Annotated in this window: 25 protein-coding genes; 19 read left to right on the top strand and 6 right to left on the bottom strand. The window is 26.5% G+C overall.

Annotation, left to right across the window (positions count from 1 at the left end; genetic code table 11):
* The first annotated feature begins 64 nt into the window (after positions 1-64).
* Complete coding sequence (locus BN8917_RS10975; RefSeq protein WP_066874365.1) at positions 65-559, top strand: CcdC protein domain-containing protein; 495 nt, start codon at positions 65-67, stop codon at positions 557-559.
* Positions 560-689: 130 nt separating this feature from the next.
* Positions 690-1,157 carry a methylated-DNA--[protein]-cysteine S-methyltransferase gene (locus BN8917_RS10970; protein WP_066874363.1) on the top strand — a complete coding sequence of 156 codons (468 nt, stop codon included), beginning with the start codon at positions 690-692 and terminating at the stop codon, positions 1,155-1,157.
* 12 nt (positions 1,158-1,169) lie between these two features.
* On the opposite strand, the gene BN8917_RS10965 is transcribed toward BN8917_RS10970, so the two are convergent.
* Entirely contained in the window at positions 1,170-2,096 is a 927-nt protein-coding gene (locus tag BN8917_RS10965; RefSeq protein WP_066874361.1) for a phosphatase domain-containing putative toxin, read from the bottom strand.
* A 77-nt stretch (positions 2,097-2,173) separates the two neighbouring features.
* Positions 2,174-2,929, bottom strand: coding sequence for a helix-turn-helix domain-containing protein (locus BN8917_RS14655; RefSeq protein WP_066874359.1), 756 nt, complete (start codon positions 2,927-2,929; stop codon positions 2,174-2,176).
* Positions 2,930-3,054: 125 nt separating this feature from the next.
* Here BN8917_RS14655 and BN8917_RS10955 point away from each other — a divergent pair, with 125 nt between their 5' ends.
* Genes BN8917_RS10955 through BN8917_RS10925 form a run of 7 tightly spaced genes read left to right on the top strand, consistent with a single transcriptional unit; the run spans position 3,055 to position 9,466 of the window.
* Positions 3,055-3,807, top strand: a complete 753-nt coding sequence (locus tag BN8917_RS10955) for a nucleotide-binding protein (protein WP_066874356.1) — start codon at positions 3,055-3,057, stop codon at positions 3,805-3,807.
* An 11-nt stretch (positions 3,808-3,818) separates the two neighbouring features.
* A complete protein-coding gene (locus BN8917_RS10950; protein WP_066874354.1) occupies positions 3,819-4,706 on the top strand; it encodes an ABC transporter substrate-binding protein in 888 nt (295 codons plus the stop codon).
* Between the two features lies 1 nt (position 4,707).
* Entirely contained in the window at positions 4,708-5,700 is a 993-nt protein-coding gene (locus BN8917_RS10945; RefSeq protein ID WP_235830003.1) for a FecCD family ABC transporter permease, read from the top strand.
* Positions 5,701-6,513: an ABC transporter ATP-binding protein gene (locus BN8917_RS10940; protein ID WP_066874350.1), complete on the top strand. Its 813-nt coding sequence runs from the start codon at positions 5,701-5,703 to the stop codon at positions 6,511-6,513. It abuts the gene before it with no gap.
* The gene (locus BN8917_RS10935) at positions 6,503-7,759 is read left to right on the top strand and encodes a nitrogenase component 1 (RefSeq protein WP_066874348.1); all 1,257 of its coding nucleotides are present in this window, start codon (positions 6,503-6,505) and stop codon (positions 7,757-7,759) included. The genes BN8917_RS10940 and BN8917_RS10935 overlap by 11 nt, the downstream gene beginning before the upstream one ends.
* 2 nt (positions 7,760-7,761) lie before the next feature.
* Entirely contained in the window at positions 7,762-8,964 is a 1,203-nt protein-coding gene (locus BN8917_RS10930) for a nitrogenase component 1 (RefSeq protein WP_066874346.1), read from the top strand.
* A gap of 40 nt (positions 8,965-9,004) precedes the next feature.
* A complete protein-coding gene (locus BN8917_RS10925; RefSeq protein ID WP_066874344.1) occupies positions 9,005-9,466 on the top strand; it encodes a HugZ family pyridoxamine 5'-phosphate oxidase in 462 nt (153 codons plus the stop codon).
* Positions 9,467-9,507: 41 nt separating this feature from the next.
* Here BN8917_RS10925 and BN8917_RS10920 read toward each other — a convergent pair whose 3' ends face one another.
* Entirely contained in the window at positions 9,508-10,617 is a 1,110-nt protein-coding gene (locus tag BN8917_RS10920) for a DEAD/DEAH box helicase (protein ID WP_066874342.1), read from the bottom strand.
* A gap of 163 nt (positions 10,618-10,780) precedes the next feature.
* Positions 10,781-11,002 (bottom strand): hypothetical protein, encoded by a 222-nt coding sequence (locus BN8917_RS10915; RefSeq protein ID WP_066874340.1) that lies wholly within the window; start codon positions 11,000-11,002, stop codon positions 10,781-10,783.
* Between the two features lie 219 nt (positions 11,003-11,221).
* Here BN8917_RS10915 and namA point away from each other — a divergent pair, with 219 nt between their 5' ends.
* The 4 genes from namA (at position 11,222) to BN8917_RS10895 (ending at position 13,659) form a co-directional block, all read left to right on the top strand.
* Positions 11,222-12,247, top strand: coding sequence for an NADPH dehydrogenase NamA (gene namA, locus BN8917_RS10910; protein WP_066874338.1), 1,026 nt, complete (start codon positions 11,222-11,224; stop codon positions 12,245-12,247).
* Positions 12,248-12,413: 166 nt separating this feature from the next.
* Complete coding sequence (locus tag BN8917_RS10905) at positions 12,414-12,566, top strand: zinc-ribbon domain-containing protein (protein WP_066874336.1); 153 nt, start codon at positions 12,414-12,416, stop codon at positions 12,564-12,566.
* An 89-nt stretch (positions 12,567-12,655) separates the two neighbouring features.
* Positions 12,656-13,306 (top strand): pentapeptide repeat-containing protein, encoded by a 651-nt coding sequence (locus tag BN8917_RS10900; RefSeq protein WP_407641395.1) that lies wholly within the window; start codon positions 12,656-12,658, stop codon positions 13,304-13,306.
* 200 nt (positions 13,307-13,506) lie between these two features.
* A complete protein-coding gene (locus BN8917_RS10895) occupies positions 13,507-13,659 on the top strand; it encodes a zinc-ribbon domain-containing protein (RefSeq protein WP_066874332.1) in 153 nt (50 codons plus the stop codon).
* Positions 13,660-13,737: 78 nt separating this feature from the next.
* Here BN8917_RS10895 and BN8917_RS10890 read toward each other — a convergent pair whose 3' ends face one another.
* Positions 13,738-14,364 carry a DNA-3-methyladenine glycosylase gene (locus tag BN8917_RS10890; RefSeq protein WP_066874330.1) on the bottom strand — a complete coding sequence of 209 codons (627 nt, stop codon included), beginning with the start codon at positions 14,362-14,364 and terminating at the stop codon, positions 13,738-13,740.
* 239 nt (positions 14,365-14,603) lie between these two features.
* Between BN8917_RS10890 and BN8917_RS14080 the strand changes: the two genes are divergently transcribed.
* The 3 genes from BN8917_RS14080 (at position 14,604) to BN8917_RS10875 (ending at position 16,584) form a co-directional block, all read left to right on the top strand.
* Complete coding sequence (locus BN8917_RS14080) at positions 14,604-15,104, top strand: hypothetical protein (protein WP_084748611.1); 501 nt, start codon at positions 14,604-14,606, stop codon at positions 15,102-15,104.
* Positions 15,091-15,801, top strand: coding sequence for a hypothetical protein (locus BN8917_RS10880; RefSeq protein WP_066874328.1), 711 nt, complete (start codon positions 15,091-15,093; stop codon positions 15,799-15,801). The genes BN8917_RS14080 and BN8917_RS10880 overlap by 14 nt, the downstream gene beginning before the upstream one ends.
* A 384-nt stretch (positions 15,802-16,185) precedes the next feature.
* Positions 16,186-16,584: a cupin domain-containing protein gene (locus tag BN8917_RS10875; RefSeq protein WP_066874325.1), complete on the top strand. Its 399-nt coding sequence runs from the start codon at positions 16,186-16,188 to the stop codon at positions 16,582-16,584.
* A 63-nt stretch (positions 16,585-16,647) separates the two neighbouring features.
* Here BN8917_RS10875 and BN8917_RS14650 read toward each other — a convergent pair whose 3' ends face one another.
* The gene (locus BN8917_RS14650) at positions 16,648-17,100 is read right to left on the bottom strand and encodes a hypothetical protein (protein ID WP_235830002.1); all 453 of its coding nucleotides are present in this window, start codon (positions 17,098-17,100) and stop codon (positions 16,648-16,650) included.
* A 271-nt stretch (positions 17,101-17,371) separates the two neighbouring features.
* Between BN8917_RS14650 and BN8917_RS10865 the strand changes: the two genes are divergently transcribed.
* From BN8917_RS10865 to BN8917_RS10855, 3 genes are all read left to right on the top strand, one after another.
* On the top strand, positions 17,372-18,298 hold the full coding sequence (locus BN8917_RS10865) for a ComEC/Rec2 family competence protein (RefSeq protein ID WP_066874324.1): 927 nt from the start codon (positions 17,372-17,374) through the stop codon (positions 18,296-18,298).
* 240 nt (positions 18,299-18,538) lie between these two features.
* A complete protein-coding gene (mnmA, locus tag BN8917_RS10860; RefSeq protein ID WP_066874321.1) occupies positions 18,539-19,636 on the top strand; it encodes a tRNA 2-thiouridine(34) synthase MnmA in 1,098 nt (365 codons plus the stop codon).
* A 188-nt stretch (positions 19,637-19,824) separates the two neighbouring features.
* Entirely contained in the window at positions 19,825-23,172 is a 3,348-nt protein-coding gene (locus BN8917_RS10855) for an AAA family ATPase (RefSeq protein ID WP_066874319.1), read from the top strand.
* Positions 23,173-23,243: the final 71 nt, after the last annotated feature.

Raw genomic sequence — 23,243 nt, 5'->3', positions numbered from 1 at the left:
ATATTATTAATTTTTTTTATAATAAGTATATAAGATTTGATAAATTGTAGGAGAGCGATAAGGAATGCAAATACCAGCAATAGTAATATTAATTATAATTTTAAAAAGATTTAAATCAGTAAATGAAGATAAAAAAGTAACTTTAAAATCACTTTGTATATTACCATTAGTAATTTTATATTTAATATATTCTTCAATTGTAAATTCACACAGCACATCAAATATACATACTTCAATATCTATAGGAGAAGTATCTGTATTAGGTATAATGGCTATTTTAGGAATAATAATTGGAGTATTTAGAGCAAAGTTTTCTCATTTAACATTAAATAAAGAAACAGGTGAAGTTTATTTAAAAAATTCAATAATAGATTTAATAATATTAGTTTCTTTAATATTAATAAAAATAGTAATTAAATTAGTTTTAGGCTTTGAAGTTCCAAGTATAGCTAGTGAAGTAGGGAATGCTCTTTTAGTTCTTACTGTAGTTACTATATTTACTAAAAGTATTGTTAATATAATAAAATATATTAAGATTACAACAATTAAATATATTTAAAATTAAAAGGGAGGATGTAATATCCTCCTTTTATTATTTTTTATATCATGTTAGAATGTAATTCTTGATTTTAAAATATCTCTTAAAAGAAAAATATAATATTTTAAAAATTTTTAGAGGTGAAATTTATATGAAAAGTATATATTACTATAATACTAAAATAGGTAGAATTGCTATTATTGAGAATAGTGGGGGAATCACTAATATATATCCATCTGAAATGTTAGAAATAGATAAAATAGAAGAAAAAGAAACAAAGCTTATTAAAGAAACTGCAAAACAACTTAATGAATATTTAGATTGTAAAAGAAAAGAATTTACTATTCCACTTGCACCTGAGGGAACGGATTTTCAAAAAAGAGTTTGGAATGAATTAATAAAAATACCTTTTGGAACTACTGTAAGTTATAAAGATATAGCTGAAAAGATTGGGAATCCAAAGGCAGCAAGAGCAGTAGGTATGGCTAATAATAAAAATCCAATTTTAATTATAGTTCCATGTCATAGAGTAATAGGAAGTAATGGTAATCTCACAGGATATGCTTGTGGAATTGAAATAAAGAAAAAACTTTTAAATATAGAAAATCCACGAGTTTAATCGTGGATTTTTTTAGCTTGCTATAGAAAAAGTACAAGCTGAAGCGTTGTAATCTGCATAGAATTTATTTAAGAATTCATACCTTTTTCCAGTAGTAAAACTAAGGGTTTCTTTTTCATTAAGTCCTGCAAGTAATACTTGTCTAGAGATAATATCATTTAGACTAACATTACTACAATTTCTCATAATATCATACATTATCATAAAAGTAGTAGTTCTACCTATACCTTCTTTACAGTGGAAATGAACCCAAGTATCTTTAGGTAGATTTTTAACAAAGCCAACAAAATAATTAACTCTTTCAGCACTTGGTAATTCTCCATCAGTTACAGGAATACGGTCATAAAATAATGAGTGAGCTTTAGTTAAGTCAAGTTCATTTTGTACCCTTTCAGGAACTATTTGTTCTTTAGAATTAGAAAATTGTAGAGGTTTATTAAGTTGCACAGAATTTAATAACTTATTTTCAGCATCTATAATTTCTAAAAAACTAAGACCTTTATTAGCATTATTATGTGCATTTTTCCAACTAACAGCTATTCCATTTATAAATCCGTGAGATTCTTCTCTTAAATCAATAACGTAAATAGGCATCTTATTTCCGAGAGCTTGTTTTACTACTAAAAGTTCATTTTCAGAAAATTGAGCACTACCAGATATATTTAACTTATCTAATCCATTTAAATTTAGATTTGGATTTTGAGAAGTATTTATTTCATCAGTACTCCTTCGAAATCTTTTTGGAAGCACAAGTACGTTATCAGCTTCCTTTACAAGACTTAAAGGTGGTGGAGTTTGTGCTTGATTAGGAGCTGGAGCAGGTGCTGGTGCAGGACTAGGAGTTGCAGTTGGTTGTGCATTAACATATCTAATAATCGGATTAAAAGAAATAAATATAATCGAAAATATTAATAAACTAATTTTAATAAATTTTTTCATATGTAAAACACCTTTCAATAATTAATATCTAATTTTAGTATAATCATTTCAAGGTGCTTTATTCATATTTACATTGTTTATAGTAGATTTCTATATTCTAGAGGTGTAATGTTATTTAATTTTTTAAAACTCATAGAATAGTAATTTTGACTATTAAATCCTACCGAAATTGCTACATCTAATATTGATAAATTAGAGTTTTTTAATAACTCTTTACTTTTTTCAACTCTAAATTTCTTTAAAAAATTAGTAAATGTTAATCCTGTCTCTTTTTTAAAGAGATTACAAAAATAACATTTATTAATATTTAATTGATCAGCCATAAAGTCAGTACTGATATTAGTATCAAAATTTTTATGAATATGTTCTATTGCCTTTCTTGTGTTTAGGCTCATAAAGTTTGCTTCTTTATCATTAATTAAACTATCATTAATAATTATTTTTAATAATTCACCCAAATATGAAAAACAGTATTCAGGTATAAAAGTAGCATTTGAACAGGAGTCTATATCTAATTCTTTAATTTCATGTCTAAAAGGAAAGAATACAAAGTAATGATTAATTAATTTATTGTTTGAAATAAAGATAACAGGTAACTTTAATTTATTAGTTAGATTTATAAATTTTATAGATTTAGAATTTTTTATATCATTATTAAGTTTTATATTATTAGAGATTTCTTTGATATAACAATCAGGCAAAGAAATATTATCATGACCTCCTTTATATATGATTAGATTATCTTTTGTATCTAACATTAAAATAGGTGATTTGGTTATTAAATAAAAATTTTCTAGTATCGTAGCAAATTGAGTGTTTTTTATTAGATTCATCTTTCATCCCCCTAAATTTAAATTATTTTATGTAAAAATAGTATAAAAAATCTAAAAATAATTAATAATGATAATCATTTTCATTATATAATAAATTTATAAATTATGGAAGGGTGTCAAAATAAATGAAAAAAATTGCTATATACGGAAAAGGTGGAATAGGAAAATCTACAACAGTTTCAAATTTATCAGCTGCATTATCAGTTTTAGGATATAAAGTTATGCAAGTTGGTTGTGATCCAAAGGCAGATTCTACTAAAAATTTAATGAAAGGTAAATTTATACCTACAGTTTTAAATGCTATGAAAGAAAAAGGAGATGACTTAGAACTTAGTGATATAGTTTTTGAAGGTTTTAATGGAGTTTTATGTGTTGAGGCAGGTGGACCAACTCCAGGAGTTGGATGTGCTGGAAGAGGTATAATTGCAGCATTTGAAAAACTTGAAGAATTAAATGCTTTTGAAGTATATAAACCAGATATTGTTATTTATGATGTTTTAGGAGATGTTGTTTGTGGTGGCTTTTCAATGCCAATAAGAAATGGATATGCAGAAGAAGTTTTTGTTGTAACATCAGGAGAAATGATGTCAATGTATGCAGCAAGTAATATTTCAACTGCTGTAAAACAATTTAGAAATAAAGGTTATGCAACTTTAAAGGGACTTATATTAAATGCTAAAAATGTTGAAAATGAAAAAGAGCTTGTTGAGAAGCTTTGTGAGGAAATAGATACAAGTATTATTAAATATATACCTAGAGATAAGACTGTTCAAACTTCTGAAAATGATGGAAAGACAGTTATAGAATATGATGAAAAGTCTGATATGGCTGGTACATATTTTGATTTAGCTAAAAAAATATTAAATAGTGAAAATTAGGGGAGAGAATTATGTTAAAAAAATTAGTGTTAAGTGTATTAGTAGGAGCAGGTTTACTTTTAGTTTCTTGCGGGGGACAAGCAGAAGAAAAAGTAGTACAAGAACCTAAAAAAGAATTAAAAATAGTTTCATCTACTGTTGCGGCTACTCAAGTTATGGATAAGCTAGATTTAGACTTAGTAGGTATTCCTACTACAAAATCTACATTACCTGAAAGATATAAAGATGTAAAAGCTGTAGGACAATCTTTTGAGCCTAATTTTGAGGTTATAACATCTTTAACTCCAGATCTTTTAGTTATAGATAGTAATTTTAAAGATAAATTTGAAGAGCAATCAAATAAATATGGAATAAATACATTCTATTTTGATACAACAAGTTTCTCAAATTTTAAAGAAAGTATAAAGAAACTTGGAGTAGAAACAGAAAAAGAGGAAGAAGCAAATAAATTAGCTGATGAGCTTCAAACTTCTGTTGATGATGTTTTAAAAATTAAAGAGAAAACAGGTAAAACTCCTAGTGTTGCAGTTCTTTTTGGAACATCAGAAAGTTTTATGTTAGCAACTGATAAATCTTATGTTGGAGATTTGCTTGATACTATTGGTGTTAAGAATGTTACAGATGATGTGGAAAGTGTAGATTCAGCATATTTAAACTTTAGTATGGAGCAAATCTTAAAGATGAATCCAGATTATATTTTAAGATTATCTCATGGAGATCTAGAAACAAGTAAAAAAGCTTTTGATGATGCTTTTAGTAAAGACCCAGCTTGGAAATCTTTAGATGCAACTAAAAACGGAAACGTAGTTGATTTAGATCCTACTATTTTTGGAGTATCTGCAAATCTTAAAGTAACAGAAGCTATTAAACAACTAGGGAATATAGTTTATGGAGAATAGTATGAAAAAGAAATCTTTAGATAAAAAAAAGCTTGTAATTATATGTACAAGCTTTGTGATATTAATAGCTTTAATATTTTTATTTGGAACAATAGGAAGTGTTAGATTATCTTTTAGTGAAATGATAGCAGGTTTATCTGGTGAGAATAAAATGGCATCAACTATTTTATATGAGATGAGACTTCCTAGAAATGTATTAGCAGTCTTAGTTGGAGCAAGTCTTGCAATAGCAGGACTTTTACTCCAAGCTGTTATGAAAAACCCTTTAGCTGATCCAGGAATAACAGGTGTATCTTCTGGAGCTAGTGTTATGGCTATAATAATTCTTTTATTATTACCTAAATATGTAGGAATTCTTCCTTTAGTAGCTTTTGTTGGAGGAGCAATTGCTTGTATTGTAGTTTATCTTATGGCTTGGAAAAATGGGCTAGATCCAATTAGGGTAGTTTTAGCTGGAGTTGCTGTAAATGCTATTTTAGGTGGAATAATAGCATTACTTACAACTTTATATAGCGATAAAATTCAAGGAGCTTTATTATGGCTTAATGGAAGCCTTGCTTCAAAAACCTGGGATGATGTTAAAATTGTAGCTTTTTATTCTGTAATTGGATTATCTTTATCATTATTATGTGCAAGAGGTGCAAATGTATTAAGTCTTGGTGATAGTTCTGCAACTAGCCTTGGATTTAATGTAAATAAAACAAGAGTATTATTATCAGTAGTAGCAGTATTTCTTGCAGGTACTTCAACAGCAATTGTTGGTATTATAAGTTTTGTTGGGCTTATTGTTCCACATATAAGTAGAATGATTATTGGTTCTGATCATAAATATTCAATTCCATTTTCAATGATACTTGGAGCAATAGTGCTTTTAGTAGCTGATACTTTAGCTAGAACTATACTTGGTTCATTAGAAATACCAGTAGGAGTAATAATGTCTATAGTTGGAGGACCATTCTTCTTATACTTACTTAGAAAAAGAGGTGCAAAATAGATGTTAAAGGCAATGAACATTAATGTTGGATATGAAAATAAGAAGATAATAAATGATTTATCTCTTCATATTAAAAAAGGTGAAATAGTTTCTATAATAGGGCCAAATGGTTCAGGAAAATCAACTCTTTTAAAATCTTTGTCTAGATTATTAAAAAAAGAGTGTGGTGAAATATTTATTATGGATAAATCTATGGATTTAATGAAAGATAATGAAATAGCTAAATCATTAGCTATACTTTCACAACATAATTCATCACCAAATGATATAAGTGTGAAAGATCTTGTTTATTATGGAAGAATACCACATAAGAAGTGGTATGAATCTAAAAATAAAGAAGATTTAGAAATAGTAGATTGGGCCTTAGAGAATACTGGAGTTAAAAAATATGAGGATAGAGCTGTTTCAAATCTATCAGGTGGAGAAAGACAAAGAGTATGGCTTTCAATGGCTCTTGCTCAAAAAACTAATATATTACTTTTAGATGAGCCAACTACATATTTAGATATGTGTCATCAGTTAGAATTAATGGAACTTGTTAAGAGTATAAATGAAAAATTTAATATGACTATTCTTATGGTTTTACATGATTTAAATCAAGCAGCTAGATATAGTCATAGAGTAATTATTATGAAAGACGGAAATATTGTTGCAGATGGAAAACCTGAGGATGTTATAAATAAAGAAATTATTCATAGTGTTTATAATGTTAAATGCTGCATAAATAAAGAGCCTATAAATAATAAACCTCAAATATATCCATTAGAAGTATGTTATAAAAGTGAGGAAAGGTGTAAGAACTGTGAATTATAATTTAGATGTTTTAAATAGATTAGATAAGATAAAAGAAGATAAAGATATTAAGGGATTAAGTTATGCTATTTTCCCTGGAACACATTGTCCTTTATTTGGAGTAGCTCTTACAGCTTCATATATTAAGGGATTAGCCTTATTAGTTGTTGGGACAAGCGAATGTACTTATTATACAAAGGTATTTTCAAATCACAGACATAATGGAAATGATAAAGTATTTTCTTTAGTTTTAAAAGAAAATGATGTTGTATTTGGAGCAGATAGAAAAGTTAAAGAAGCTGTTGAGTATATAGCTAAAAATAATGATATTACTGGAGTAATGGTAGTTACTACTTGTGTTCCAGAACTTATAGGTGAAGACTATGAAGGAATAGTTGATGAAATTTCAGATGATTTAGATATACCAGTTTTAGTTGTAAAGACTGAACATTATAAGTGTAATAGCCATATTCCAGGAATGACAAGATCAATATCAGCATTAATTAATTTAATGAAGAAGAAAGAAAATAATAATGGAATAAATATTTTAGGACATAGACAAGAGGGAGTAGAAAATACTGAACTTATCAAACTTCTTAAAGAAGAAGGGATAGAAATAAATACTATAATTCCTTCTAAATGTGAAATTGATGAAATTAGAAATGCTACTAAAGCAAAACTCAACATAGTTACAGATATGATAGCTTTAGATTTAGCAGAAAAAATGGAAAAAAGATTTAATGTTCCTTATATATTCTTTGACAAGCATATGAATAAAGAAACAATAGATGAGTGCTATAGAAAGATAGAAGAAATTTTAGAAATAAAATTACAAGATAAATTAGTACAAATAAGAGATGAGTATGATTGTCTATTTGTAGAAGCAAAGAAATTACTTGATAAAAAGAAATTTATATATGGTAATACTCCTATGATGGCATTTGAAACAGCTGAGTTTTTAGTTGAACTTGGACTTGAGCCAGAGTTAATACAAGTTAGAGAATTATATGATGTTGATATTAAGTGGAAGGATAAAATTTTAGAAAAAGGATTTAATCCTTATATAACAAGAATAGCTAATATTGCACCACTTAGACATTTATATGATAAGTTAAATTCAGAAATATATATAGGTCATGAAAATCCTATGCTATTAAAACAAAAAGGCTTAAAGCAATTAACTTTAGATGCTAATGCACAAAAAATAGGATATGAACTTCCTATAGGAATTATGAAAGTTTTAATAGAAAGTTTTAAGGAGGATTAGTAATGAATTTATATAAATATTATCCTGTTGCTTCAGATAGAATGGGAATTATATGGACATTATGTACTATAAAAGATGTTTGTATTATAGAATTTGGACCAGCTGGAACTACTCACTATGCAATTGAAGGAATAGGAACTTTAAATGCTGATGATTTATGTACTTTATATTCAACTCATATGGATCAAAGTGATATAACTTTTGGTTCATATAAAAGAATAGAAAATTGTATTAGAGAAGTTGATGTAAATGTAAAACCTAAATATATATTTATAATGGCATCATCAGTTTCATCTATAATTGGTGCAGATATTGAGAGTGTTTGTATGGAACTTGCAAATGAAGTAAATGCAAAGCTTATACCAATAACAACAGGTGGATTAAAGGATGATTACAATGCTGGAGTTGAAGAGGCCTTAGGATTAATAGCTAAAAATATGATTAAAGCTCCAAGTGAAAAGAAAGATACTTATAACATTATTGGAAGTACAGCTGATTGTTATAACTTTATGCAGGATAGTGTAGAAGTAAAAAGAATGATGAAAGAAGTATTTAATAAAGATTTAAATACTATATTTACTGCTTATACTTCAGTAGATGAAATAGAAAAAGCTTCAGAGGCTTCTTTAAATATCGTACTTAGAAAAGAAGGATTAAAAGTAGCTAAGTTTATGGAGAAAAAATACAATATTCCTTATGTATATAAAAAGCCTGTAGGTTTAACCCAAACTCTTGCTTGGATTAATGAAATTTCAGAACTTATGAAATATGAGATTAATAAACAAAGAGTAGAAGAAGAGGAAAAACTTATAAAGAAATATCTTTTTAGACTTAGATTTAAAATAAGAGGCTTAGAAAATAAAGATGTTGCTATATTTGGTGATAGAGATACTGTTATTTCTATGAAAGATTTTATAAGTGAGCTTGGTTTAAATGTTAGTAGAGCAGAAGTTTTACATGGTGTAAAAGAAAAATTAGATGATATTATTGTAAATTCTTCAGAGATGGAGAGAGAACAATTTTTAAGAGATAATAAATTATTTATGCTTTTAGCTGATGGTGTAAGTATAGATATGAAACATGAAAGTTCTATGGAACTTCAAATAAGTAACCCTAATATTGATAAAGTAAATATATATCCTTATACACCATTTGTAGGATTTAGGGGATGTTTATATTTATTAGAAAAGATATTATCAGCGTAATCAATAAAATTAAAAGTGAAAAAAATAGGGGGAAATAATAATGCAAAGTATATTAAATAAGCAAAAGACTTTAATAATAAGTTCTTTAGATAGTGAAAAAAATCCCAGAATAAGTTATGCACCATATGTTTTTATGGATAATAAGTTCTATATTTATATAAGTAAAGTAGCAGAGCATTACGATAATATATCAAATAATTCTAATGTAAGTATAATGGTTATTGAAGATGAGAGTAATGTTGATGTAACATTTGCAAGATCAAGAATATCATTTGATGCTGAGGCTAAGATGATAGAAGATAAAGAAGAAATTATGAGTAAGTTTAGTGAAATTCAAGGAAAAACTATAATGGATTTATTAAGAGGTTTAGACTTTAATCTATTTGAGATAAATGTAGGTAAAGGAAGACTTGTTAAAGGCTTTGGAAAAGCTTATGATGTTGAACTTAAAGATGGTGAGTGGCAAACTACTCAAGTTGTAATAGAAAAACAACATCAATAATAAAAAAAGAGTTACCTAAAAACTTAGGTAACTCTTTTTTACTATCTTAAAACTTCACGTCTAGGTATGCTAAATCCTAGTTTTTCTTCAATTTCAGCTAAAAGATTTTGATTCTTAGGATCTACAAATAAACAAGTATATCCTTCTTCACCAGCTCTTCCTGTTCTACCTATACGATGTATATAGCTTTCAGGAGTTTCTGGAATATCATAATTATAAATATGAGTAACTCCAGTAATATCTATACCTCTTGATGCAACATCAGTAGCTATTAAATATTGAATATCAGCATTTCTAAATGATTTCATTATTCTTTCACGCTTAGCTTGAGGAACATCACTATGTATCTTTTGACAATTGAATCCTCTTTGATGTAAAGCTATTTCAAGAACATCAGCTCTTCTTTTAGTTCTACAAAAGATTATAGCCATAAATGGATTATCTTCTTCTAAAACTTTGCAAAGAGAATCTTGCTTCCATCTATCAGTAGTTTCTACAACATCTTGTTTTATTTTATCAACTGTTACAGAATTATCTTTTACATCTATAAATATAGGATCATTCATATATCTATAAGCAAGTTTTTTTACTTTTGAATCCATAGTAGCAGAGAAACAAAGAGTTTGTTTCTTTTTAGGAGTAGACTTCATTATTTCTTCTATTTCATTCTTGAATCCCATAAGTAACATTTGGTCAGCTTCATCTATAACTACAGTTTTTAATTTACTAAGGTTTATAGTTTTTCTTCTAAGGTGATCAAGAAGTCTACCAGGAGTTGTAACAACTAGATGAATATTATTTTGTAATTTCTTTATTTGAGAACCAACATCTTTTCCACCATAAGCAGCTAATATATTTATTTCATTATTTGTATTAAGTTTATTAGCTTCTTCTGTTATTTGTATTGCGAGTTCTCTTGTTGGAGAAATAATTAATACTTGTGTTGTTTTACTTTCCTTTGAAATATTTTGAAAGATAGGAAGAAGAAATGCTAAAGTTTTTCCTGTACCAGTTTTAGCTTCACCAATAACATCTTTATTATTTAATATTGCTGGTATACTTTCAATTTGTATTTGAGTTGGATTTTTTATTCCATTCTTATTTAAAGTTTTTATTATGTATTCATTTATTCCTAAATTTTTAAAATCCACAATTTATGCTCCTTTCATGAGTAGAGTTTGTAGATAAAATAAAGTAGAGCTTGGCATCCGGCGAAAGACAAACCAAGCTCTACGAATAATTAGCACTTATGTACCAACTGTTAGATAGATAATAACATTTAATTACTTAATGGTCAATAGATATGAATTATTATTATGCTCTGTGATTAGTCATTATATTTTTAACCTCATCTATATATTCTGGTTTTATTAATTCTAACATTCTTGGAATAAAATTCATCATATATTCTTTATTAAAACTTCCGTCAGCTTGTTTTGCAAAACTTTCACTAAGTAATTCTTTTGCTTTAGCTTGCTTTTCTAATTCTACTCTTTCCATTATAAAGTTGAAAAATTTTTCTTGTCCTGAATTCATTAAGTTCATCTCCTTATGTAGATATTTTAGTTTAATAATTTATATTAAATATCTGGAATGTGATTTTAAAATTTATTTAATTATACTAGATATTTATAAAAATTAAGATTTAATTTATATGCAATAAAGTTGTAAATGCTATTTGGCATTATAATCAATTTGAAGTGATATAATAAATTTAAAGATGATTTTAATAGATAATTAGGGAGTGATATAGATATGAAGGGGATTTTTAAACAATATAATTTAAAGAATCTTTCTTTAAGAAATAGAGCAGTTATGGCACCTATGTGTATGTATATGGCTGAAAATGATGGTATGGTTAATAATTTTCACTATGTTCATTATGTAAATAGAGCTATAGGTGGAATAGGAGCTATAATTTTAGAAGCAACAGGGGTAGAACCAAGAGGCAGAATAACTGATAAAGATTTAGGTATATGGAGTGATGAACATATTACAGGCTTAAAGAAAATAGCTGATGAAGTAAAGAAATATGGTTCAGCAGTGGGAATTCAATTAGGTCATGCAGGAAGAAAGTGTGAAATAAAGGATGAAACAATAATAGCTCCTTCAAAAATTGCTTTTAGTGATAATTATGCTGTTCCAGTTGAAATGGGTAAAAAAGAAATGGAAGAAGTAAAGCTTGCATTTAAAGAAGGTGCGAGAAGAGCAAATGAAGCAGGTTTTGATTTTATTGAAATACATGGAGCACATGGATATTTACTTTCAGAATTTTTATCACCTTTAGCTAATACTAGAACAGATGAATATGGTGGAAGTATTGAAAATAGAACAAGATTTGTTGTTGAAGTAATTAGAGAAATTAAAAAAGTTTGGCCAAGTGATAAAGTACTTGCTATAAGAGTTTCTGCTGAAGATTATGCAAAAGGTGGTAACACTATGGTTGAAATGAGCAAAATAGTAGAAATACTAAAATCAGAAGGAATAGATTTAGTTAATGTAAGTACTGGTGCAGTAGTTGCAGATGCTAAAATAAATGTATTTGCTGGATACCAAGTTCCACATGCTGAATATATAAAGAAAGAAACAGGGGTTCCTGTTATTGCTGGAGGTTGTATAACTACTGCTAAGGAAGCAACTGAAATTATTGAAAATAGTAGAGCAGACCTTGTATTTTTAGCAAGAGTTTTATTAAGAGATCCATACTTTATGATAAATGAAAGTATAAAGGAAAATATAAAACTAGATTACATTCCAGAAGCTTATAGCAGAGGATTTTAACATTATATCTTATAAAAAAATATTGAAAGCTAATAATTTATATGATATAATAATATAAAACAAGGGAAACTTGTGGAATAAATAAAGAATTTTTTTTGAAAAATAATTTCTCTAAATTTAGAGGTTATTATCGAATTAGAATCTTTAAATTTAGGAGGAATTAATAATGACAGATAAGACAATCGTATGTAGAGATTGCGGATCAGAATTCGTATTTACAGTAGGAGAACAAGAATTCTACAAAGAAAAGGGATTCGATAACGATCCTGTAAGATGTGCTGCATGTAGAAAAGCAAGAAAAGAACAAAATAGAAGATAATTTTGATTTGTTTAATACAAAGCTGTGGGTTTTACCTACAGCTTTTTTGATTATATAATTAAAAAATATTTTTATAAAGGGGAATTTTAATGAATAAAAACTCAAATACTAAATTTAATTACAACAAAGCACAAAAGACAAATAAAAATTTTATGTATAATGATTTAAGAAGAAGTAATTGTTATAATACTGATTTTTCAGGATCAAATTTTAATTTTGCAAGTTTTAGAGGAGCTCATTTTAAGTCTTGCGATTTCTTTGCTTGTACTTTTGATTCAGCAGAATTTATAGCAAGTAATTTAAAGAAAAGTAAGTTTAAAAAAGCTATATTCCAAAATACAATATTTGAAGCTGTAAATTTAGATGGAGTAGATTTTAGTGGAGCAGAATTTAAAAATGTTATATTTATAGCAACTGATTTATCTAAGGCAAATAATTTAGAGTTTTCAGAAAAGGATGTTAAGATATTTGATACAATGCCAGAACTTAAAATAAGTGAGCAGTTAGAAGAGGCTATAAATTTAGCTATGGAAAATGAATTTATAAAAAAATCAAGAGTATTAGATACTAAAGAAGGGAATATAAACCCTATAAGCGTAATGATATTACTAGAAAACTTTAAGGAAAAATTCTTAATAGAAGGCTTAAAAATGATTTCAAAAGATTTAGAAAAAGATTTTTGTACCTTAAGTTATATAATTAAATTATTAAAAAAATATCAAAAAGAAGGGCTTATTTAAAATAAATTATTTAGAAATTAAATATTTTTTTAATATTTTATAAATAAATACTTGCTATAATTTTAAAACTGTGTTACTATAAGAGAGTAGCAGAAATGCTAACATATAAATAAAGAAAAAGTTTTAGTTAGGTAAATAGTTTCTCATAAATTTGAGATTATTATCGAAATTAGAATCTTTAAATTTAGGAGGAATTAATTATGACAGATAAGACAATAGTATGTAGAGATTGTAGTTCAGAATTCGTATTCACAGTAGGAGAACAAGAATTCTATAAGGAAAAGGGATTCGATAACGATCCAGTAAGATGTGCTTCATGTAGAAGAGCAAGAAAAGAACAAAATAGAAGATAATTTTAATTTTTGTATACAGACTGTAGTTTAACTACAGTCTTTTTTTATTTATAAGAATATCTAAATAATAGATATTCTTTATTTTTTTGATACATAAGGGTTATCTTTTATATAAAATCTCCAAGGGAAGTATTTTGCTTCTTCTGCATAATCTATACCTATTCTTGTAGTTTCAACTATTTCAAAATCTTTAAAATTATCATCAACAATATAAAGTTCTTCTTTTATATAAAGAGGATTATTTATTAAACTTTTATCTATAGAAAAAGCTTTGCATAGCTTTCCAGGCCCATTTGTTAAACCAAGTCTTTGTGATTTATTAAGTTCACTATAATTATTTTTATTAAATCTTTTTTCAGATAAATAATCAAATTCATTTAAAGGTTCTAAAGCTCTTATTAAAACACCCTCAGCTTCATCCTTTTTACCTGTAATAACATTAAAACAATGATACATTCCATAAATTAAATAAACATATGTAACTCCACCTTCTGCATATAAAGTTTCTGTTCTAGCTGTTCTTCTACCATTATAGGCATGAGATGCTTTATCTATTTTTCCTATATAGGCTTCAGTTTCTACTATGCGTCCTTTAAGTTCTAATCCATTAATATTTCTAACTAGTATTTTACCTAAAAGTTCTTTTGATAAACTTAAGCAATCTCCCTTAAAAAAGTCTTTTTCTAAAAGTGTAGCATCTTTCATTTCTTTCTCCTTTAAATAATACTTTTATAATTATTATATAATAAAATATTTGTTATTTTATAATTTATAAATTAAGAAGTGTACTAGTTTAGTATGTACTTAGAGTCAAGGATTTATTTGTATATAATAAAATACTTATAGTTAAAAGCTATTAAAATAAGTTTTTACAATTATTCATATTAGTATATCTTTTGGAAATAATAATATAGTGAATATTAATTGACTAGGAAGTGTGTTTTATGGAATTATTAAAAGTTAATTCAGTAGATGAATTGAAGAGAATGGGGAAACTTAAAGATTTAAAAGTAGTTATGAAAGAATATTTAAAAAGTAATTTAAATATTGATGATGAAAGTAAACTTATAAATATAAAGGCTAGAACTTATAAAGATATGTATAATAAAATTTTTATGTTAAAGCAGTTAAGTAATATAATTTATGAAAATTCAAATATTGATTCAAAGAGTATTTTAATTAATGATAATAAGAGTTCTGTAGAATATTTTAAGAGTGAGGAAGATAAGTTTATATATTATCTTTTAGAGTTAGATGGTGAATTAAGAAGGAAAAAACTAAAAATATATAGATCTCATTATAGTGATGCAAATAAAGCGAAAAAATGGTATAGAGATATAGCAAAGACTATTCACCCAGACAAAAGTAAAAATACCAAGGCTACATTAGCCATGGCTGAACTTACAACAATTTATGGAAGGATGAAGAGTAGTGCAACAAAATAATCAGCTTATAGTTATTAAAGGAGATTTTCAGAAGTTTAAATTTGAGAGAAGTGAGTTAAGTAATAATTTATATAATAGAACATTAACTAGCATAGAAAATGCTTTTAGAAATTGTGTTGTGGATAATAAAGGATGGATATGGGTTCCTGTATCAAAATTACATTGTATACTTAGAACTCATAGAAGTACAGCTATGTATTATATTGAGGGGGTAGATGATAGAGAGTTAAGTAATTTTGCAGGTAAGGATTATATACGAGGATCAAAAGTTATTAGTTTTTTATATAAGTTTATGGAAGAAAAAGAAAACAATGATTATTTAAAAGTTTCAAAAGAATATTATGATAGGCTAATGGACTCTGATAAGGTAGAAAATCTAAAGTTAAAGTATCATAGGTTATTAATAAAAGAACAAAAGATGCTAAAGAGAAAAAGAATATTAAAATATGGATTAAAAGTAGATGAGCTTACAGGTAAAATATTAGATACTATTAATTCTCAATTTCATCATATAAGAAATAAAGCTATTTATGTAGAGTTTTCAGATAATATAAATTGTGGAATTATAATAAATAAAGATGTACATGACGATATAACTAAAAATAATATAAAAGATGAAGACGAGTTATATGATTATTGTATTGAAAATAAAATGAATACAGATTGGTATGAGCGTTTTAAAGAAATAGTTAATTAAATATAGATAAATTAAAATATGAGTAAAAATAACATTAAAGAAATAACTTGGTAAATTTGATGCTATCAAGTTATTTTTTTGTTTAATGGAGTATTATTAGTAGCAATAGCTATAAATAAAGAAATAAGTGTACTATAAAATAAATTAGATAGAAATAGTAGTTAAAATATTATTAGTTGTTTTACTAATATTTTATAATTTAGTTAGTTTGTATAGATAAAAAAATATTAAAATAAAGCTTGACTTAGAGTTAACTTCAAGTAGTAAGATAAATTTAAATCAATTAAAGAAATAAAAGATAGGAATAAAAATTACTTTTAAATAGCTATTTGGAGGAAGAATTTAAAACTATATTAAATTTATAAAGAAAAGGAGAAATTAATAATGAATGAATTTAAAGATATTTTTCCAAGAGGAGATAAAAATGATGGATATGCAAAATACTTTATAGGACAAAGTTATCTTAATATGCTTACAATGGATAGTGCTATAATAGCGAATGTAACTTTTGAACCAGGATGTAGAAATAATTGGCATATCCATCATAAAGGAAGACAAATTCTTCTTTGTACATCAGGAAGAGGCTGGTATGTTGAAGAAGGAAAAGAAGCTAGAGAATTAGTACAAGGTGATGTTGTAAGTATATCACCAGAAGTAAAACATTGGCATGGAGCAGCAAAGGATAGTTGGTTTGCACATATTGCTATTGAAGTGCCAGTAGAAGGTGCTTCTACTGAATGGTGTGAAGTAGTTAGTGATGAAGAATATAGTAAATTAAAATAGTTATAATTTAAATTAGAATATTTAAAAAGCTATCTCATAAAGAGATAGCTTTTTTATTTTATATTAAGCTCTAATCCATTCGACAACTTGAGGTGTTAATGAAGCAACATCATTTGCATCAACTTTAGTTACAAAAATCATATCTTCTGATTGAACAACAGCTTTAAGTTTAGCTAAAATTTCTTCTGCACTTAAATCTGTTTTAACTAAGAAACTATGAGGCATCATATGAGCCCATGCTCCTAAAGTTTTGATTTCTCCAATTATTTGGAATTCATCTCTTGGATGTGTGTGCATGTGTTCTTCATGGCTGTGGTGGTCATGGTGTCCATGATTGTGGTCATGTTCGTGATGATCATGTTCATGATGGTCATGGTGTTCATGTTCATCATGGTGATGATGTTCATGATGTCCGTGATTATCATTTTCATGCTTATGATCTTCATGTTCATGATGATCGTGGTGATCAGCGTGAGTTTCTTCTTTTAAATAGTATGTAATTGTATAAACTGACATATTAGGTCCCACCTTTATAATTTTGTACAAGATATAAAGCCTCTTGCCAAAGCTAAGTTAATAATATACTATATACAAATTAAAATCTAACTTAATAATTCTTTTTAAAAGACTATCTTTTTAAATTAAGCTAGTAAATACTAATTAAAGTTAGTTTTATTTTAAAATTTTAATTTAATTGTAAATTAAAGCTATATTAATAGATTATTTAAGATTGAATTGTAAAAAATGTATATAATAGTTATAGTCTTTTAACGATTAGGGGGATAATATGGGAAAAAATTATTTTAAGTTAGCTATTATTACACTTTTTACTGGAGTAGCATTTTTAGTTTCAGGGTGTAGTAGTCAAGCTATTGATAGTAATAATACAAAAGTTGAAAGTAATAATAATCAAAATTCTAAAGTAAATAATTCTACTGAGGCAGAAGTTCATTTTATTGATACAGGAAATAGTGATGCTATCTTAATTAAGGGTGAGAAAAATGTATTAATTGATGGTGGAGATAATAATGATGAAAAATTAATAGTTACATATCTTAATAAACTTGGAGTGAAAAAATTAGATTATATAATAGCTACACATAATCATGCAGACCATATTGGTGGATTAGATGCTGTAATAGAAAATATAGAGATAGGAGATCTTCTTGTATCTAATGGAAGTGGAGATACTAAAACATATAAAGATTTTATAATGGCAGCTAGTGATAGAGGATTAAATCCTAGTGTACCTTTAGAAGGTAGAAAATTTGATTTAGGTAATGGGGCTTATATGCAATTTTATAATGTTAATGGTGGAAAAGATACTAATGAGCAGTCTTTAATTACTTTATATGTTAATGGAGATGATAAGTTCTTATTTACTGGTGATGCTGAAGCTGCAACTGAATCAGAGGTATTATCTAAAATGGTAGATGTAGATGTTTTAAAGCTAGGACATCATGGTTCAAGGACATCAACATCACAAGAGTTTTTAGATAAAGTAAATCCAGAGTATGGAGTTATAACTGTTGGCAAAGATAATAAATATAATCATCCTCATAAAGTAGTTATGGATAGAGTAAAAGATAAAGATATAAAAATTCATAGAACAGATGAATGTGGAGATATAATTTTTAAATCAACAGGACAAGGTATAGAAACTGATTGTGTAGAAGGAAGTTATTTATATAGAGATAAAGATGCTAAAAAGTAAGATTAACTTAAAGAAAATTTAGTATTTTATATATTATAAGAATTTTATGAAACTAATTTAGTTACTAAAAATAAATAATTTGAATTTATAAAAGATAACTACTATAATACTATTTATATATAGTAGTTATTTTTGTTTAATAATATTTAGGATAGTAAAGTAAAAAGTTACATAATTATTTATAGATTTAGGAATTTATAAAATGATACTGAAATAAAAAATATGGAAAGGTGATAAAAGATGGGAGAAACTCAAAAGAAAAAGAGAGTAATTCTAGGAATGTCAGGAGGAGTTGATTCTTCAGTTTCAGCTTTATTATTAAAAGAGCAAGGCTATGAAGTTATTGGTCTATTTATGAAGAATTGGGATGAAAAGAATGATGAAGGAATATGTACTAGTACAGAAGATTATGAAGATGTTGCTAGAGTTTGCAATCAAATAGGTATTCCTTATTATACAGTTAACTTTGTTAAAAAGTACTGGGATAATGTTTTTGAATATTTCTTAGATGAATATAGAAAGGGAAGAACTCCAAACCCAGATGTTCTTTGTAATAAAGAAATTAAGTTTAAAGCATTTTTAGAATATGCTTTAATGCTTGAAGCTGATTATATAGCTATGGGTCACTATGCTCAAGTTCAACAAAATGAAGATGGAAAGTTTGAACTTTTAAGAGGAAAAGATGATAATAAGGACCAAACATATTTCTTATGTATGTTAAATCAATATCAACTTTCAAAGGCTTTATTCCCAATAGGACATTTAGAAAAGAGTAAAGTTAGAGAAATTGCTTTAGAAGCAGATCTTGCAACTGCTAAGAAGAAAGATAGTACAGGAGTTTGCTTTATTGGAGAAAGAAACTTTGATAAATTCTTAAGTCAATACTTACCTGCACAAAAAGGTGAAATGAGAACTTATGATGGAAAAGTTGTTGGAACTCATAAAGGACTTATGTATTATACTATAGGTCAAAGAAAAGGTCTTGGTATAGGTGGAGTAGGTTCAGGTGAACCTTGGTTTGTAGCAGAAAAAGATGTTAAGAATAATATCTTATATGTTGTTCAAGGAGAAAATAACCCTAAGATACTATTCAAGGGATTAGTAACAAAAGGTGTTAACTGGATAAGTGGAGAAAATCCAACAGAACCATTTAAGTGTACAGCTAAAATTAGATATAGAAATGCTGATACACCTGTTACAGTTTGTCCAAAAGGAAATGATGAATATGAAGTTAAGTTTGATAAACCAATAAAGGCTGTAACAGAAGGACAATTCGTTGTATTCTATGATGGAGAAAAGTGCCTTGGTGGTGGAGTAATAGAAGAAGTAATTAGATAATTTTATAAATAAAAAAGATGATAGCTTATAAAGAGTTGACATCTTTTTTATTTATAGATAATTTAATAGTATTTGTAGTAGAATATAGAAGTAGAGTTAAAAAGCATAGGATTATACAATCCTATGTTTTTTTATATTTATAAATAAACAAATAGATTTTATACAAAATATTATTAAGAGGTGAGCTTATGAGCAATAAAGAAAAATTTAATAATATAGAAAAAACACTTAGAAATGAACTTATAGGACAAGATAACTTTGTATTAGAGTTATGTAATTATTTTGAGAAGAAAATAGAGAATGATAATAAGGGAAATATATTTTTACTTGGAGGCAAAGATACTGGAAAGAAGAGTGCAATTGAGCTTTTAGTAAATGAGTTAAATAAAGAGGGCTTATTCAAAAATAATATTATAGATGAAATAGATTTAAATACATATAATTTTAATTTAGGATATAACGCTTTTATAACAGATTTATATAATGTTTTAAATAGTGATTCAGAATTAGTAATTTTTAAAGATTTTAATAAAGCTAGTGACGAAATATTAAAAATGTTATCTAACCTATATCCTAAAACTTGTTTAATGCTTAATGGTAGCTATGTTATCAGAAATGAATTTTTAGTTGAAGCTGAAAAAGAAGAGCTTGGAAGTATTGATAATTTTATTTGTCATGAGAAGTTTTTTGTTTTTACTTCTAATGAGGATGGGATACAACTAAATAAATTATTTAATGATAAATTTATAAATAGAGCATTTGTTTTATATACAGAAGAATTAAGTACAGAAGATAGAGAAAAGGTAGTTGCTAGAGAATTTAATAAAGCTATTGATAGCTTAGGAGAATTTAAAATTGATTTTATATTTAATCAGGATGAGAATAAATATAAAAATTTAATTAGTTTTTTAAATAGTAATTATAAATCAGATAGTTCCCTTAGATTAAGAGAGTATATAGCATATGAAATATATAAACCTCTTAAAAAGTTCATATTATCTGAGGAGATAAAAGAAGGTCATAGTATAATTTTATATTTAGAAAATGAAGAGATATATTGTGAAACAGAAAAGGGAACTTTTAAATTAAGTAAATATCAAACAGCAACTTTAGAAGAAGTAAAGTATAAGCTGAAATCTATTATTGGAATGAAACAGCTTAAAGATTTTATGAATAGTATTGAAAATAATTATAAGGTGCAAAAGATAAGAGAAAAATTAGGACTTAAAACTTCTAAGATGTCTTTAAATATGATATTTGCAGGTAATGCAGGTACAGGAAAGACTAATGCAGCAAGAGTAACTTTTGAATATTTAAATGCTCTAGGCCTACTTAAAAAAGGAATTTTTAAAGAAGTAAGTAAGGCTGATTTTGTAACTGAAAATATAGAAGAAGCAGCAGGTAGAACTATAGAAATAATCGAGTCTGCTATTGGGGGAGTTTTATTTATTGATGAAGCTTATTCTCTTTGTGAAAATGAAGATGATAAGATGGGAAAAGAAATAGTAAATGCTCTTTTAAAGGGAGTAGAGGATAATAGGGAAGATTTAATAGTTATATTAGCTGGGTATGAAAAAGATATGGATAGATTCTTAGAATTTAATTCAGGTCTTAAATCAAGATTTCCAAATACAATAGTTTTTGAAGATTATAATCCAAATGAAATGTATGAGATAGCTGTAAATATAGCAAAATCAAAAGGGTATAAAATAAGTGATGATGTTAAGGATGAGCTTATAGAGTTATTTGTGAGAAATCAAACACTTGAAAAGAATGATTTAGGAAATGCTAGATTTGTTAGAAATGTAGTTGATAATGCTATTTTAGATGCTTCTAAAGAATATATGAGTAATAGTTCTAAGAAAATAGATTTACTTGAAAGAAATAATTTTAATTTTAAGGCAAATTCTAAATTTAATTTAGAAGAAAAGTTAAATGAAATTATAGGTCTAGAAGAGGTTAAGAATTTCCTTAGAAATCAATATAAGATAGTTATTGCTCAAGAAAAAAGAAGAGCAGCAGGAATTGACATAAAGATAGATCAAAATTTAAATATGGTGTTTGCAGGTAATCCAGGGACAGGTAAAACAAGTATAGCTAGAATTGTTGCTGAAATGCTAAATAGTATGGGAGCTTTAAAAGTTGGGCAGTTAATTGAAACTGATAGATCAAGTTTTGTTTCAGAAGTACCAGGTCAAACTAGTAAAAAGACAATAGCAAAATTTAAGGAAGCAATAGGTGGAGTTCTATTTATAGATGAAGCTTATATTTTAGCAGCAGATGAGATTGGTAGAGAAGCAATAGAAACTTTATTAAAGCTAATTGAGGATTATAGAGGAGAAGTAATAGTAATTCTTGCAGGGTATGAAAAAGATATGGAAGATTTCTTTGCCATTAATATAGGTCTTAAATCAAGATTTCCGCTTTGGACTACTTTTGAGGATTATAACCCAGAAGAACTTTTATCTATGGCTATTAAAATTATTAAGTCTAAAGGATTTGAAGTATCAGAACTTGCGTATAAAGAACTGAAAAAGAGTTTTAAAGATATTTATGAAAACTTAGATTCTCAATCAGGAAATGGAAGAATGGTTAGAAATTATGTTGAAAATCTTATTAGAAATCAAAGTATTAGAATTGCAGAAAATGATATAAGTGTTTATGAAATGAATCTTATAACAGAAAAGGATATAGAAAAAATAAATGTTTCTGAATATGATACAGATTTTGATATAGAAGAAAATATTAAGAGTATTGTTGGAAATGAAAATATAAAAGAATTTTTAAGACAACAATATAAGATTATTAAGATAGAAGAAAAAAGAGCCAAAAAGGGTCTTAATACTTATATAGATATGATGCAAAATATTGTATTTACAGGTAGTGATGGAACAGGAAAAAGATTAAGTTTAGATATATTTGCAAACATGCTTAGTAGTATGGGAATATTAGATAACAGTAGTGTTTTAGAAATAGGAGTATCTAAAATAATTTCTTCATATAAGAATGGAAAAAGTTTATCTGAAATAGTGAAGAATGTTAGAGGAAGAGTAATCTTTTTAAAGAGAGCAGATTTAATTATAGAAGAAGAAAATGATAAAGAGATAATATCAAATTTAGTTAACTTTATTGAAGAAAGTGGAAAGAGAAATATTATAGTTATTTCAGGTGAAAAAGAAAAGCTTACTAAGCTTATGAAAAGAAATGTTGAATTAAATTATAAATTCCCTCTATGGTTAAACTTTAAAGATTTTTCAAGTGATAATTTAATGGAAATGGCTTTAAATAAAATAGCTGATAAGGAACTTGAATTATCTGAAGGAGCAAAGGAAGTTTTAGATGAAGTTATAAAAGAGATATATACTAATGTAAGAGTTAGTAATGGTTTTGTTATTAAGACTTATGTAGATATTCTAGCTAAAACTCAGAGTGTTAGAGTTTATGAAGAAAATTGCTTTGATAGAAACGAAATAAATAAATTAACTAAGAAAGATATAATAGAAAGTAAAAAGGAATTTTTAAAGAATTTAATATAAATAACTGCATATTAGATTTAATATATTTTAAATTAAGTATTAGAAAATTTAGATTAAATATGTAGATATAA

Source organism: Clostridium mediterraneense (assembly GCF_900091705.1).
In the GTDB taxonomy this organism is placed as follows: Bacteria; Bacillota; Clostridia; order Clostridiales; family Clostridiaceae; genus Sarcina; species Sarcina mediterraneense.
Note: the sequence above shows the minus strand (reverse complement) of the source record. Positions and strands in the feature narration are given on the sequence as shown.